We start from the raw sequence: 15,518 nt of genomic DNA, 5'->3' as shown, positions 1-15,518 counted from the left end.
TTGAATATATTCTATAAGCTTGCTAAATTTAGACAACCTAATTTGAGGTAAAGGAAAAATTACAGTTATATGAAGCATAAAAAGTATGATATTTAAATCTTAGTATAATGTCTATTGCCTTTGAATTTACTATGGCTATTCGCTATTTGCGAGCAAAGAATTCTAGATTTTGCTCTATAATGGCCTTGTTTTCTATTATTGGTATTGCTCTTGGAGTTGCAACGCTAATAGTAGTAATGTCTGTAATGAATGGGTTCAGAGCAAAGCTGCTCGACTCTGTACTTGGCATTAATGGTCATATTAATGTTTACTTTGATAGAAGCATAAATTCAGATTACCACGCAGTGTTAAAATCTATTGAGAAAATCCCAGGTGTATTAAAAGCTACTTCTATGACCAATGATCAAGTGATCGTTGCATCAAATGGTGGAATTGTGGGTAGCGTAGTCCGTGGTGTGTCAACTAAAGACTTACTTAATAATACTACCGTTAAGAATAATGTAATTATGGGTAACGTGGAAAAATTCGATGAAGGTATCATAATAGGGGCAAGATTAGCAGAAGCTTTGAATATTGATTATGGTGATAACATTATGCTTATATCACCTGAAGGATTTGACGCACTGTCTGGTGAAATACCAAAAATGAAAGAATATAAAGTTGTAGCAATATTTGATATGGGTATGTTTGAGTACGACAATACCTTAATGTATATGCCCATAAAGTCAGCTCAAGCTTTTTTTAATTATAAAGATAATGTGAGAAATATAGAAGTGTTTGTAGATGATATTGCTATGGCTAATAAGCTAGCAAACGCTATAGCAAAAGAAACAGGAATGAGAGCTGAAAGTTGGCAATCTCAGCAAAGCCATTATGTTAATGCTTTAAAGACTGAAAGAAATGTGATGTTTTTAATTCTCACTTTAATTATAGTTGTAGCAGCATTCAATATTGTTTCAAGTTTGATGATGATAGTGCAAGAAAAGAAATCTGCAATTGCAATTATGCGTACATTTGGTGCAACAAGCGGAAGCATTATGCGCATATTTTGTGCTTGTGGGCTGTTAATTGGTTTTACAGGAACTTGTCTTGGCTCTATTACAGGGGTTGTTTTTTCTCTCAATATTGAAAATATTAGAGTGTTTTTAGAAAACATTACCAACATCAAGCTATTTGATCCTATGATATACTTTTTTTCAAGTTTGCCAGTGATATTAGTTTCTCAAGATGTAGTGAACATTTCTGCACTTGCATTGTTCTTGTCATTTTTAGCAACAATTCCTCCTGCATTGCAGGCAGCTGCACAAGACCCAGCGGAGATATTACGTTATGAATGATACTCGAAAAAAATGCATAGGTTGGTTCTTAATTGTATTGTTATTTGCCAGCTATATTACAATGAATAACATAATATTTTTTAAAATAAATCAGCAAGAAAGTGAAGACAGTATAAGTGTTTTAACGGAAAAGGTAGATGAACTTAGAATGTTGCTTGAAATTAATCAATCTAGGGTAGAAAAAAGGATATTTGACTTAAAGAGAAATCTTCACACTCAATGTGAGCAGGGTGATGGTAGTTTAAGGCATAAGAGCCTCGCAAAGTTGCTTCTACTTGTGATTAAGATGAAGAATTCGTTATTGCGAGAAGCCAAGTTTGATAATCATATAAATTCAATAAAGCCTTTGATATCAGAGCTTGACGATCCAGAGATAGAAAATGCAGTAAATGAATTGGAAAATTTGAAAGAGGTAGATACTTTACTCGGGTTGAAATTGTCTTTTGAGAAGAACATGACTGTTATTAACTACAATAAAAGTAACTTGTTTAAAAAAATCATTTCAAATTGGATAAAGATAGATGATCGTAGTGATCCACTCAGGTTAAAGCTTGCGGAAATTGAAGAATTAATAAGCGATAATGATTGGCAGAGCATAGCCACCGCAATAAGTGACTTAACATACCCAGAATTCAAACCATGGCTTAATAAATTGAATGATTTTATTGTAGCTTTCAAGAATACTTCAATAATATATCGTCACTTATTACAATACATCTCATGATTTATTTTATAATTTTTGCTTTTTCTTTTTTATTTGGCATATGGGTCAAGGTAAGTGGTGAAGTAATAAAATTGGAATTAGGCAATTACACTATAAGTATTGATCTATATTTCGTTATTCTTGCTTGCGCAGTCTTATTATTTTTATTGATTGCAGTTGCACGTTTTTGTTCTTCTATTTCATCAACATTTGCTAACATAAAAAATAGAAGAAGAAGTAGGGAAGAATTGCTTCTCTTTGAAGCTTTCTTTAGCTTAGACTTAGGTAATATAGAGAACACCAATAAGCTAATTAAAAATCTAAATGAAGAAAGTGATAAATTATCTTTAGTAAAGCTCTTTAATTCAGGTCAAACGGGAAATTACAGCTTTTTCAGCCATAATTTAACGAGTATTACAAGTAAAAATCGCAACTTAGCTCTACTTCTGATAAATAAACTGATTATTCACCTAAAGCAAGAAAGGTTAGTCTTTCAAAAATTTATAGAATATTGCTCTAGTTCAATTAATGATAAAATTTTGTCTATTCCCTTTCAAATAGAGCATTGTATATTGCAAGAAGATTGGATAAATGCAATTTCAAAGTTAAAGGAAGCTATCAAATTCAATATTTTTCTTCCCTTTGATCGTAAAAAGATGTTAGCGGTTTTTTATTGCGCTTTAGCAAAGCAATACGAAAGTAAAGGAAGTTTTTACAAAGCTATAGATTATTTAGCTAAAGCACAAAGTTATTATGCAACTTTTCAGCCCATCAATTATTTAAAGGCAGAATTATATATCAAGCTTGAAAAAATCAGAAAAGCTTCCACAGTATTAGAGGAAGAGTATAGAGTAAATCCTACTCCTCAATCAGCTAGAATGTATATCAAGTTAAATAATAAAGGCGCTGAAAGACTATATAACTTACGCCCTGATTATTATTTTAGTTATTGCTTGCTTGCTTTGTCTTCAATTAGCTTAGGGAAATATGATCTTGCAAGTCAGCATTTAGATATTGCTATGAAAAAAGCTAATTACATATCAATCTACCTTGTTATGGTACAGCTCAAGATTATGTTGCAAGAGTATGATCAAGCAATTTATTGGTTAAACAGGATGGACTCAGAAGCTGTGCCTGATCCAGGTTGGAAATGTGCTGATTGTAATAAAGAGCTAAAGCAATGGGATTATAAGTGCTCAAGTTGCAATAGTCTTAATTGTATTTACCTTATATTATAAGACTCCATAAGGTGTGATACTTTTACATCGAGATTGCTTTAATATATCTCAAAACAGTAAATCTGTGAGTTTCTTAGTTAGGTTTGACTCCAATGTCAAAAAAACTTGTTTTTAGACATTACCAGTTATATATTTTAATAAATTAGAATTATATACAAAATGAAGAGCTTAAAGGAATTATCCTTAAGAATTAAAAATATTAAGTCTGTGCAGAAAACCACGAAAATAATGCAAATGGTTTCTGCAGCAAAATTATTACAAAGCCAAAAGAAATTATCAAATTCAAAATTGCATATATCTAAGCTGCATAGCATTATTTCTTCACTAGCGCTATCAGAGGATCAAGAGTTACTAGCAAGAATTCTAAATATCAATAATGAAGATTCTTTCCTAGTATTTATTATTGCATCTGATCGTGGTTTATGTGGCAGCTTTAACTCCTCTGTTGTTAAATTCAGTCAGGAGCATATAAACAAATTAATTGCAAATGATAAGAAAGTAGACATTGTTTTTTTTGGTAAGAAAGCTTTTGAGACAGGCAAAAATAGATTTAATTCTAAAAATATCTTGAAGGTTGAAAATAGTAAGGGAATCACACTAAAGCGTGTGGAAGCCTTGGTTAGTGATATAGATCTAAGTAAATACAATAAAGTTAAGGTTTTTTACAGTAAATTCTATAATACCTTCATGCAAAAGCCAATATTAGAAACAATAAAACCATGGAGTAAAGACTCATTATTAATTGATAATTCTGTAGTTAGTCCTCTAAAAGATTACAGCTATGAGTATGAACCACAAAATATTGAGTTTATTTTAAAATCTTTGACTCAAGATTATGTTACAGCTGCTCTTTATTCTGCTTTACTTGAAAGTGCAGCAAGTGAAAATAGTGCTAGGATGGTTGCTATGGAATCAGCAAACAGAAATACAAAAGAAATGCTAAATAAACTAGCATTACTTTATAATCGTTCTCGTCAAGCAGCAATTACAACTGATTTGATTGAAGTTATAGGTGGTGCAGAATCTTTATAGAAACTCAAGGAATAAAAATGAATATATTAAATATTGCAGCAGATATCACTAAACTAATAAAAAAGCAGAATCAAGACGCAGAAGTTACAATATATGAAACTAATAAGACCTCGGTTTCTCAGCGTCTATCAAAAATTGAACAAATATCACAATCTAGAAACTGTACTGTCGGAATTAGAGCTATAGCAGGTAAGAACAAAGCTGCGTATATTTCCACAAACGATTTGAATAATCTTAGTAGTGCAGTGAGCCAAGTGGTGGAAATGGCAAAGAATGCCCAGGAAGATCCTTATATTAGTTTTGCTGTAGATGGCAGTAATTATATCTCTTCTGCAGATTTAAATATCTCAGATAATAATGTTGTAACAATTGATAAATTAAAAGAAATTACTGAAGCTACAGAAAATTCAGCTCTTGCACATAAAAATATTATTAATTCCGAAGGAGCTTCATCTTCACATACTTCAGTAAATACAGTATTATCAACCGTTTCTGGTTTTGTTGGTTCATTTAGTAAGTCAACTTTTGTTAATCAGGTTTCTGTTGTTGCTGGAGAAAAGAGTGAAATGAAAATAGGCTACGATTACGATGTAGCATGCAACTTCAGTGATTTAAAAACACCGGAGTCAATAGGGAAAGAAGCAGCAAAAAGAGCAATAGATCAATTGGGTTCATGTACAATCAGGACAGGCAAATTTCCGGTTGTTTTTGAAAAAAGAGCAGCAAAAGAGCTAGTAAAGAGCTTTGCTTCTGCCATAAATGGTAGCAATATTGTAAATAATAGCTCTTTTTTGAGAAATAGTTTAAATAATCAAATTTTTAATACTGAGATTAGCATTATTGATGACCCATTGTTACCAAGGGGTATAACATCAAGACCGTTTGACGGGGAAGGAATAATGAGCAGAAGAAATGAATTTGTAAAAAATGGAGTACTGCAAAACTGGATTTTAGATCTATATTCGGCTAGGAAATTAAACTTGGAAACGACCGCAAATGCAACTCGTGCAAGTAATGCTGCAATTATTCCTTCAGCTAGTAATTTCTATTTCAAAAATGGTAATAGATCGTTTAAGGAATTAATTGACGAAGTAAAAGAAGGAATATATGTAACTGATTTATTTGGTTTTGGTGTTAATTTAATCAATGGCGATTATAGTCAAGGTGCATGCGGATTTTTTATAGAAAATGGTAAAATAACGTATCCAATACACGAGATTACTGTTGCCGACAATTTGAAAAATATGTTTAGCAATTTAGTTATTGCAAATGACCTAACTTTCTGTGGGCAGTTTAATTCACCAACGATTAAAGTTAGCGAAATGACAGTAGCAGGTTCACTTAGTGATTAAAAATTTTAGTTGCATTAAGTACAATAATTGTGTACTACTACTATGTAATGTTAAGAATAGACTATGGAGTATAGAAGTTTAGTTGCAGTAACTAAGCTTAAAGCATTCTAAATCGTAATTTCAAAGTTTTTCATCACATTAATAATATTAGTTAGTAGTTTAGGAGTTATCCATATGGAATTTGGTAATATAAAATGGTTTAATGTTGAAAAAGGCTATGGTTTCATCAAGCCAGAAGGTAAAGGTGAGGACGTTTTTATACATGTTAGTGCATTAGAACGTTCAGGAATAAGACCTGATGAACTTCGAGGAGAGGATAAAAAGAGAGGAATGAAAGGGGAAAGAGTAAGTTATGAGCTTAAAGAAGAGCGTGGTAGGAACGGAGAAGATAAAAAGTCTGCAATAAATTTAAGATTGGAAGATTAGTCTATCGTGAAGCTTTTTAATAGGGTAATGTATTGTGAGTAATTTTCATGAAATGGGGCTTCCAACTTTGCTTAGGCAAGCTCTAAGTAAAAATAATCTTTGTGTTCCAACCCCGATTCAGGTGCAAGCGATTCCTCTAGCTCTTCAGGGCAAAGATATTCTTGGGTCTGCTCAAACGGGAACTGGAAAAACCTTAGCGTTTGCTATTCCACTGGTTGCTAAATTGATGAATGAGCCAAGCATTGGTTCAGCTTTAGTCATCGTGCCAACCAGAGAGCTTGCTCATCAGGTAACAAGTGAGATAAGAAAACTCTTATCTCAAAGTTCTTTACTAAGAGTTGCTTTGTTGATCGGAGGCGAGCCTATTTTTAGGCAGCTAAATCAGCTTCAGAAAAAACCACAAATTATAATAGGCACTCCTGGTCGTATTATAGACCATATTGAGCGTAAAACTTTAGTTACTCGGAATGTTGGTATTCTTGTGCTTGATGAGACGGATCGTATGTTTGATATGGGCTTTGGAATTCAGATTGAAGAAATTATGAAGCATTTGCCTAAAATAAGGCAAACTCTTATGTTTTCTGCAACTCTTCCTGGAGAAATAGTAAAACTTACTGAAAAATATCTTAATCAACCAGAGCGTGTTTCTGTTGATTGCCAGGCTACAACTTCTGTAAAAATTAAACAAGAAGTTGTTTATGCATCAGAATCAGAAAAATATGGCAAGCTTGTTACACAATTATGTCAGCGCAAAGGATCGATCATTATTTTTGTCAAAACAAAGCGAGGAGCGGATCAGCTAGCTGACAAATTGCACAAAGATGACTATAGCGCTTTGGCAATTCATGGTGATTTAAGGCAGCACAAGCGTGAAAGAGTCATTAATTCTTTTCGTCGTGGCCGCAATCAAATCATGGTTGCAACAGATGTTGCTTCTCGCGGCCTTGATATTCCGCACATTCAACATGTTATCAATTATGATGTGCCACAATCGCAAGCTGATTATGTTCATCGTATAGGTAGAACTGCACGTGCGGGAGCTGAAGGATTTGCATTATCTTTTGTTACACCTCAAGATAAGAGAAGACTGCCTGCACTAGCAGATAAAGAAGGAGAGCCAAATTTTGATTGTAGTATGCAATCTCAAAAACGTAACAGCAAAAAGATCTTTAAAAGGCCAAGTAAGTTAAAGGCTAAATACGGTAGAAAAAAGATCAATGTATTTAAGAAGAAAAGCAGAGTACTAGAAAAAGCGTATTAATGTACTTAACTATTCTTCTATTCTTTAAAAGCTCCAGTAAACTTGCTGCAAAGCGAAGTGATTGGAGGATGGTAGAAAGAATATATAGCTAGCCCAAATTAGATTTACCTACAATTTGATAATCTCAATTCTGCTGCTTATAACCTTTTGAGATTATCACAACGGTATAATGTTATGCTGTGTGGACTATAATCTGTAGCTTAATTCAATTTGGCTACAACGAGCTGCTAGATTTCAGTTTTTTTAATAATTGTGTGCTACTAATTATATATAGATTTACACTTTTAAAGAGAATAGATGATTTCTAAAAATTTAGAGGCAAGTTTAAATAGAGCGTTACAGATTGCTTCTAATTGTAAGCTTAAATATGCAAAAGTGGAACATTTGTTGCTAGCATTAACCAAAGATTTGGATGTAAATTATGTTTTATCAAGATGTAACATCAGAGCTGATGAAATCATAAATATAGATAATATTATATTAAGAAATGGTCGTGGTAATAATATAAAAGGTTTTTTGCAAGACAACTCCGAATTAACTGTCAATAAAATTGAGCCTGATTCGCTATTTCAATGCATAATACATAAAGCCATGATACGGGCTCATCGCTTAGGGAGAAAAGAAATAAATGGAGCAAGTGTTCTATTGGAGATTCTGTCTTCTGAACAAGGTTCATACGTTGAAGATCTATTGCGCAAACGAAATGCAAAGGATTCTAATTTGATTGATAATATATCTAATATAAGATATTCAGATGATGTAGAAGAATACATAGCTAATCGCAAGATAAAACTTGATAAAAATAACGATATCTCTACTGTAGCAAATAAAGGTGAATTATTAAAAGATGAAGAAGTTCTACAAAATTATTGTAGAAATTTAAATGATTATGCAAGAAGCAAAAAAATAGATTATATCATTGGTCGTGATTATGAATTAAATCGCACTATAGAAATCTTACTAAGACGCAGAAAGAATAACCCTTTATATGTCGGAGAACCAGGTGTTGGTAAAACAACAATAGTTGAAGGTTTGGTGTTGAAAATTATTGAAGGCAGCGTTCCGAGTGCACTGAGATCCAGCACAATTTATGCTGTGGATTTAGGATCACTTCTTGCAGGAACACGCTATAGAGGTGACTTTGAAGAGAGAATAAAATCTATAATAAAAGTAATTGAGGCAAAACCTGGTGCTATTCTTTTTATTGACGAAATACACACTATTATTGGAGCAGGTTCAACAAGTGGCAGCTTTCTTGATGCTGGCAATCTGCTTAAACCTGCACTTGCAAGAGGTACATTGCGTTGTATAGGTGCAACTACATACAGAGAATACAGCAATAGCTTTGAAAAGGATAAAGCATTAGCAAGAAGGTTTCAAAAAATTAATGTAAAAGAATCTTCCGTTAATGATACAGTAAAGATACTAGATGGTATAAAGCATTACTATGAAGGGTATCATGGAGTATATTACACGAAACACGCCATTAAATCCGCAGCTGAACTTTCACACAAGTATATTACTGGGCGAATATTACCTGATAAAGCAGTTGATGTTATAGATGAAGCAGGGGCATATTGCAAGTTACAAAAAAACAGGCGAAAAATTATAAATAGTAGAGATATTAAGAATACTATCACTAGGATTACAAACGTACCTTGCGGGCTTGACGATATGCAAAGAGTAAAATCTCTGAAAGAAAATCTCAAGAGGTCTATTTTTGGTCAAGAGCAAGCGATAGAGTCTCTTGTTAATTCTATTAAAATTGCTAAATCTGGTCTGAGAAATTACAATAAACCTTTGGCAAATTATCTTTTTGCAGGACCAACAGGTGTAGGTAAGACTGAGCTTGCAAAGCAACTAGCACAAAATATGGGTATGAATCTTATAAGATTTGATATGTCTGAATATATGGAATCTCACACAATATCTAGAATGATTGGTTCCCCTCCTGGATATGTGGGTTACGACCAAGGTGGATTGCTTACAGAATCTGTATCTAATAATCAATATAGCGTAGTACTTCTTGATGAAATTGAGAAAGCTCATAGTGATATTTATAATATATTACTACAAATCATGGATTATGGTTGTGTTACAGACACTTACGGACGTAAGGTTAATTTTTCCAATACGATTTTAATTATGACAACCAATGCAGGGGCATTTGAACGTAACAAAAGTTCTATTGGCTTTGGGTATAAAAACTTTAACATCAGTGACAGCGAAAAAGCAATGGAACGGGTTTTTAGCCCTGAATTTCGTAATCGTCTTGATGCAGTCATTTCCTTTTCTGATTTGGATGCGGATGTCATTTTGCACATTGTGGATAAATTTATTCAGGAATTAAAAAAACAACTTGTGCAAAAGGGTATAAGCTGCTCAGTCGCAGAGGAAGTAAAGTCTTATCTTGCGCAAACAGGTTATAGCAAAGAAATGGGAGCACGCCCAATAGAGAGGCTGATTGAAAAAGAGATAAAAAGTCATTTGGCTGAAGAAATACTGAATCGTCGATTAATTAAAGGAAAGAAATTAAGGATTTATATTGGTAAACACGGAATTGCTTTTGATATAGTTTAAATTCTTGCTTGAGTATTAAATTTGTAGTATAGTCACTATTTTTTAATGAGGCTATAGTGGCAAGTTTAACCAGAAATCAATATTACAGTAATCAAGATTTACGGAATTTATTTTCAAGGCTGGGAATAAAAGCGGAAGAAGTAATAAGTCAGGAGTTTGATGATGTACTTAAGTTAGTTGAGCGGCGCTTTAGAAGAGCTTCATTAAAATGTCACCCTGATAAGTAGTAGGAGAGAAAGAGAAAAAAATAGCTGAAGAAGAGTTTAAAAAACTTAGTGCAGATAAAGATAGGCTAGAGCAATATCTTAACGACTTAAAAGCAGCTGGCATATCTATACCATTACAGCGAGAAGTGCAGGAAAAACAAGGAAAAATCGATGAGATTCTATCACGTAGAAACAAAGCTATAAATAGAGCGCTTTTATTTTTTATATTAGCAAATGTGGTACTTGGTCCGTCGCCTCAAGTCAAATATTGCTTATCGCAACTTGCTAACAGTGGCAAAGTACAAAACATTGCTTATAAATTTTATGCATTCAGCATCGGAGTTTGGCCATGGTTATTTATTATATCCTTTTGTAGTATTATCTATGTAGCAAGTAAACAAAGAGGCTCACAAGAAGGAAATCTAGATAGGTTAAATAGGGGATACAATTTACTTATTGCTGCTGATAATTATGTGATATGTATAGCAGCAGCGTTTGCTGTGTGCAGTTTAGCGTCGGAAATTGCACAAAATGGCTGGCCTGTTCAATATGGAATGGTGCTTATGGCTAATTTAGCATTGGATTTATTACTTATTGCTTTACTTAGAACTTTTATAAAAGCTTCTGAATTATATAGTGAGCACTGCATCCAGCGTTTATACGAAGAAGATGCAGAATTTAGCTAAAAGGAAAAGTTTGCATGGTATGACTATAAATTAGTGCTTATGTCGCTCATTCTTCCTATTGTTAAAATGTATTTTGAAGATTTAATTCAAGAAAAACCACAACAGCACACCACCGATCCTAAAGTTACACCTTTAAATATAGGCGTAGGAACAAGAGCATAAAAAGGTCTTTGCTTCAACTATAGTTTTTGCTACACTTTGAGTAAATTTGAAGATATTAATGAGTGAAGAAGTAAAACAAATCCTAAGTTACTACGAAAGTGAAAACCCTGGAGTAAAAGCGAATCTTACTCGCATTCTTATGCATGGGAAACTTGGTGGAACTGGCAAGTTAGTAATTCTCCCTGTAGACCAGGGATTTGAGCACGGACCAATAAAAAGTTTTGAAGTTAACCCTGATGCTTACGATCCACATTATCATTTTCAGCTTGCAGTTGATTCAGGAGTAAGTGCATACGCTGCTCCGCTTGGTATGATCGAATCTGGTGCTTCAACTTATGCTGGAATGCTACCACTTATTTTGAAGCTTAATAGCGCTAACTCTTTGCACTCAAAAAGCTTAACTTCAGATCAAGCAATAACTGCCTCTGTAAAAGATGCGCTGCGTTTGGGCTGCATGGCTGTTGGGTTTACTATATATCCTGGTTCTGCTAAGTGTTTTGATATGATGGAAGAAGCTCGCAAAATTATAGCTGAGGCTAAATCTTGTGGCCTTGCTGTAGTGCTATGGTCTTATCCACGTGGTGAAGGGATTTCCAAAGAAGGTGAAACAGCAGTTGATGTGATTGCTTATGCTGCGCATATAGCGGCTTTGCTCGGTGCCAACATAATAAAAGTAAAACTTCCAACCAATCATCTGGAAAGAGAAAAAATAGAAAATATTGAATCATTATCTAAAAGAATTGAATATATTAAAAAGTCTTGCTTTGCAGGAAAAAGAATAGTAGTTTTCTCTGGTGGTGAGTCAAAGTCAGTGGATGATATATACAATGAGGCAAAAGAAATTAAGCAAGGTGGTGGTAATGGTTCAATTATCGGGCGCAACACTTTTCAAAGAAAAAAAGAGGATGCTTTATCTATGCTAAAAGATATAATTAATATCTACGCATAAAAAAACGGCTGGGTGGCAGAATGGCTTATGCGGAGGACTGCAAATCCTTTTATACCGGTTCAATTCCGGTCCCGGCCTCTTACTCCAATTAGATCGTTTTTTCTTCTGAAATTTTAACAAGAAGTGTGGCTTTTAATGAAATATTAAAAAAAATAAGATACTATATTCAAAATATAAGCAGTAAAATGCAAAAGAGATTAACAGAAGTTTTATTATTGATTGGTTTGTCCTTCTTGCTTACCAGTTGCACTTTTCACTATTTATTAAAGAGCTCGTATACTCATCTTGCACCAGAAAAGTACCCTTCATCCAACAAACAGGCGGTTTACGTCGGTACAGCTTACAGTGCACAGACTATATGCGTTATTTAATGACTTTCTGTTAATAGGTAAGTCATCATTCACAGCCAAACATGGGCGTGCTAGTCAATATGTTAACTATGGAAGAGAAGTTGGAGCAGATGTGATAATCGTATCATTTCAAAATATGCAAAAGGATAAAGAGCATTTTAGCATCACAGAAAAACTATTATGGGACACAAGCTTAACAACATTTCATACAAGGACCATTATAAACTTTGATCAGGACGTACTCTTTCTAAAAAAGGTAGGTGATGCAAAAGCTCCATGGGAATATGTCAAAGGAGAGTTCAAGCTTCACGAAAAAGACGATACTGATCCATATCTAGGGAATTGGGTAGGGTATAGAATATGCAAGATTGCAATATCTTCTTCAGAAGATGAATACTTAGGATTTGTAAATGAAGATAATTGTAAAGAAAAATCTGGAATAAATAAGATGCTTGCTTGGAAAAATGGGGATGTAAGGTTGCGGATTAATAAACAATCAAAACAGGGATTTTATTTAAATCGAAATAAGATTCCTATACTAATAAAATCTCAAATTAACAAATTTGGCTACCTCGAATTGGTAGATAAAAATACTGATCAAGTTCTGGTTTCCCTTCAGAAAAATTAGTTTTTACTACTCATAGAAACTATATACTTACTATTTTGATAAACCTCAAGCTTTCTAAGTTATTCTTGTTGCATGGTAAAAAATAAACTAAAAATAAGCAAAGTGTTTTACAAAATGATATTACGTAATTTATTGTTTTTACTGCCGCCTGAAATCGCTCACTCCTTGGTAATAACGGCGTTAAAAAAGATGCCCTGTAGGAAACCTATAGAACTACCTAAGTCTTTAAATGTAAACTTTTTTGGTAATAAAATTAGGAGTCCTGTAGGTCTTGCTGCAGGTTTTGATAAAAATGCGGAAGTTGTAAAGCCGATGATCTCATTTGGTTTTGGATTTATTGAGGCTGGTACTGTAACTAAACATCCCCAATATGGAAACAAAAAACCGAGAATTTTTCGATTAATTAAAGATGAAGGAATAATTAATAGATTGGGATTTAATAATAAAGGAGTAGACTATTTTCTTAAACAGATAAGTAAAACTAAACTTGGTGATTGTATTTTTGGTATAAATATAGGAAGAAACAGTACATCAAAGGACCAAATCAGCGATTATGTTGACTTAATAAAGATAGTATATGGAAAGAGCAATTATATAGTACTGAACATCTCATCCCCAAACACACCTAACTTGCGCGATTTGCACAATAAACAAGAATTATCCAAATTGTTGAAATCTATCACTCTAACCCGGAAATCAATCGATAGCTCTGAATCCATACCGATAATATTAAAAATTTCTCCAGATATAGATCAGCAAACAAAAGAAAATATCGCTGAGCTTACACTAGAATATAAAATTGACGGCTTAATAGTAAGCAACACTACGATAAGTCGAGATTCTTACTATAATGAGAGTGGTGGGTTGAGCGGCAGACCATTGTTTCAACTTTCAACCGAGTTATTGAGTGATATGTACAAGCTTACTAAGAGCAGGATTCTATTGATAGGATGTGGGGGAGTTTCAAGTGGTATTGACGCATATGAAAAAATAAAGGCAGGAGCCTCTTTAGTACAACTGTACACTGCTCTCGTATATCAGGGGCATCAAGTTGTGAACAAAATCAATCTGGAGCTTGCAGAATTGGTAAAAAGAGATGGATTTAGTAACATTACTGAAGCAGTGGGTTGTATACATTAATTTTGGAAGTTATTGATATTGTTTTAGTAAAGTAGAGCTAACTTTTTAGTGTAAAGGTATGATAGGGAGTGCTTTTCTTTTGAATGATGAACATGAAAGTTTTGAACGATATAATATCTAAAGTTATTAATTATAAATTTACAGATCATGCAATATTAGAAGAGGCATTAACCCATCCAAGCGTAAATAAAAGGAATAGCGAAGACCAGATCGTAAGCTACGAAAGGCTAGAGTTTTTGGGCGATAGTATTTTGAACATGGTTATATCTGCTATGCTGTTTAAAATGTTTCCTGAAGAAAAAGAAGGAGCATTGGCAAAAAGAAAAACGGATCTAGTTTGTGGCAGTACCATTGCTAATGTTGCTAAAGAAATAGAGTTAGGTAACTTTATCATAATGAATAATAGTGAACGTTGCAACGGAGGGAAATGTAACTTAAAAAATTTAGAAAATTCGCTTGAGGCACTAATAGGTGCAATTTATATTGATGGTGGACTTGAGAGTGTTGAAAAATTTATTATCCAACATTGGGAAAAGCTAGCTAAAGACATCCTCGATCCTCCTCAAGATCCTAAAACTTCACTGCAAGAGTGGACTCAGAAAAACAAATTACCTTTACCAGAGTATGAACTTGTAAAACAAACTGGACCAGCACACAATCCTGAGTTTACTATATCAATTTTCATAGAGAATTATGGCAAAGTTTCTGCATGCGCTTCTAGTAAGAAAATTGCTGAACAAAAAGCTGCTGAGTTGATCCTAGAAAAAATTAAAAAAACGACTTAGTTTAATCAAAATAGCTGTTAGCATAAATTTAAAGTAAGCTAAGCTCTTTAGTTCAGCTTACATATTTTTTTATCTCAGCCAGAATCTTATCAGATTGACTTTCATCTGAATTTAAATCAGCTACAAAGTGTGTGACATATTTTCCTTCAGGGCTAATAAGGTATATCATTGAAGAATGGTTAATTTCCTCTTCTCCATCTACTTTACTTGCATATACTTTATACTTTGCAACTACTTCATCTATTTTTTGTCTTTCACCAGTTAGCATTTGTATTCTATGGTCAAATTGCTGCTGAAATTCTTTAAGCCTTTCTGTGTTATCGCGCTCAGGATCAACTGTGATAAAAAATGTTTGTAGCTTATTGTCAGTTTTCTTATCTAACTTTGCAAGTGTTTCTGAAATTATGCCGAGATTCATAGGGCAAATTCTTTTGCATGAGGAAAATCCGAAAAAAATCATCATATACTTATTTTTAAAATCACTACTGCGTACTGTTTGCCCGTCTTGATTGATCAAAGAAAAATCTCCACCTACCTTAATTTCTGTATTTTGTGAAACAAATATGCCTTGCTTGGTAAAATAACAATAACCTAAGAAGATAGCTGCTACTGTTATTAGCAAACTAGACCATAACCTTATAAACTTTATCATTAAAGCGTTTCCAATAAAGTTAAATCATATA

General features: G+C 33.4%; 16 protein-coding genes and 1 tRNA gene. 16 read left to right on the top strand and 1 reads right to left on the bottom strand.

Features of this window, described 5'->3' with window-relative positions:
* The first annotated feature begins 107 nt into the window (after window positions 1-107).
* The 16 genes from BWZ41_RS01740 (at window position 108) to rnc (ending at window position 14,835) form a co-directional block, all read left to right on the top strand.
* The gene (locus BWZ41_RS01740; RefSeq protein WP_143689200.1) at window positions 108-1,337 is read left to right on the top strand and encodes a lipoprotein-releasing ABC transporter permease subunit; all 1,230 of its coding nucleotides are present in this window, start codon (window positions 108-110) and stop codon (window positions 1,335-1,337) included.
* A complete protein-coding gene (locus BWZ41_RS01735; protein ID WP_143689199.1) occupies window positions 1,330-2,061 on the top strand; it encodes a hypothetical protein in 732 nt (243 codons plus the stop codon). The genes BWZ41_RS01740 and BWZ41_RS01735 overlap by 8 nt, the downstream gene beginning before the upstream one ends.
* A complete protein-coding gene (locus tag BWZ41_RS01730) occupies window positions 2,058-3,278 on the top strand; it encodes a tetratricopeptide repeat protein (RefSeq protein WP_143689198.1) in 1,221 nt (406 codons plus the stop codon). Before BWZ41_RS01735 ends, BWZ41_RS01730 begins: the two co-directional genes overlap by 4 nt.
* A gap of 159 nt (window positions 3,279-3,437) precedes the next feature.
* A complete protein-coding gene (gene atpG, locus BWZ41_RS01725) occupies window positions 3,438-4,310 on the top strand; it encodes an ATP synthase F1 subunit gamma (RefSeq protein WP_143689197.1) in 873 nt (290 codons plus the stop codon).
* Between the two features lie 17 nt (window positions 4,311-4,327).
* Entirely contained in the window at window positions 4,328-5,662 is a 1,335-nt protein-coding gene (locus tag BWZ41_RS01720; RefSeq protein ID WP_143689196.1) for a TldD/PmbA family protein, read from the top strand.
* 174 nt (window positions 5,663-5,836) lie between these two features.
* Entirely contained in the window at window positions 5,837-6,088 is a 252-nt protein-coding gene (locus BWZ41_RS01715; protein WP_143689195.1) for a cold-shock protein, read from the top strand.
* Window positions 6,089-6,122: 34 nt separating this feature from the next.
* Window positions 6,123-7,349, top strand: a complete 1,227-nt coding sequence (locus tag BWZ41_RS01710; RefSeq protein WP_143689194.1) for a DEAD/DEAH box helicase — start codon at window positions 6,123-6,125, stop codon at window positions 7,347-7,349.
* Window positions 7,350-7,646: 297 nt separating this feature from the next.
* Window positions 7,647-9,929 carry an AAA family ATPase gene (locus BWZ41_RS01705; RefSeq protein WP_143689193.1) on the top strand — a complete coding sequence of 761 codons (2,283 nt, stop codon included), beginning with the start codon at window positions 7,647-7,649 and terminating at the stop codon, window positions 9,927-9,929.
* A 56-nt stretch (window positions 9,930-9,985) separates the two neighbouring features.
* Complete coding sequence (locus BWZ41_RS07780; RefSeq protein ID WP_241653850.1) at window positions 9,986-10,156, top strand: hypothetical protein; 171 nt, start codon at window positions 9,986-9,988, stop codon at window positions 10,154-10,156.
* Window positions 10,157-10,281: 125 nt separating this feature from the next.
* Window positions 10,282-10,821, top strand: a complete 540-nt coding sequence (locus BWZ41_RS07775; protein WP_241653849.1) for a hypothetical protein — start codon at window positions 10,282-10,284, stop codon at window positions 10,819-10,821.
* Between the two features lie 39 nt (window positions 10,822-10,860).
* The gene (locus tag BWZ41_RS08240; RefSeq protein WP_277750549.1) at window positions 10,861-10,983 is read left to right on the top strand and encodes a hypothetical protein; all 123 of its coding nucleotides are present in this window, start codon (window positions 10,861-10,863) and stop codon (window positions 10,981-10,983) included.
* Between the two features lie 58 nt (window positions 10,984-11,041).
* A complete protein-coding gene (locus tag BWZ41_RS01695) occupies window positions 11,042-11,932 on the top strand; it encodes a class I fructose-bisphosphate aldolase (RefSeq protein WP_143689192.1) in 891 nt (296 codons plus the stop codon).
* Between the two features lie 6 nt (window positions 11,933-11,938).
* Window positions 11,939-12,010, top strand: a tRNA-Cys gene (locus tag BWZ41_RS01690).
* A 267-nt stretch (window positions 12,011-12,277) separates the two neighbouring features.
* The gene (locus BWZ41_RS01685; RefSeq protein ID WP_241653848.1) at window positions 12,278-12,910 is read left to right on the top strand and encodes a hypothetical protein; all 633 of its coding nucleotides are present in this window, start codon (window positions 12,278-12,280) and stop codon (window positions 12,908-12,910) included.
* Window positions 12,911-12,982: 72 nt separating this feature from the next.
* Entirely contained in the window at window positions 12,983-14,050 is a 1,068-nt protein-coding gene (locus BWZ41_RS01680) for a quinone-dependent dihydroorotate dehydrogenase (protein WP_143689191.1), read from the top strand.
* 92 nt (window positions 14,051-14,142) lie between these two features.
* Window positions 14,143-14,835: a ribonuclease III gene (rnc, locus tag BWZ41_RS01675; protein ID WP_143689694.1), complete on the top strand. Its 693-nt coding sequence runs from the start codon at window positions 14,143-14,145 to the stop codon at window positions 14,833-14,835.
* A 52-nt stretch (window positions 14,836-14,887) separates the two neighbouring features.
* On the opposite strand, the gene BWZ41_RS01670 is transcribed toward rnc, so the two are convergent.
* Window positions 14,888-15,487, bottom strand: coding sequence for an SCO family protein (locus BWZ41_RS01670; protein WP_143689190.1), 600 nt, complete (start codon window positions 15,485-15,487; stop codon window positions 14,888-14,890).
* Between the last annotated feature and the right edge of the window lie 31 nt (window positions 15,488-15,518).

Source organism: Wolbachia endosymbiont of Nilaparvata lugens, from assembly GCF_007115045.1.
Classification (GTDB): domain Bacteria; phylum Pseudomonadota; class Alphaproteobacteria; order Rickettsiales; family Anaplasmataceae; genus Wolbachia.
The sequence above is the reverse complement of the archived record's forward strand: the minus strand, read 5'-3'. Positions and strand labels throughout refer to the sequence as shown.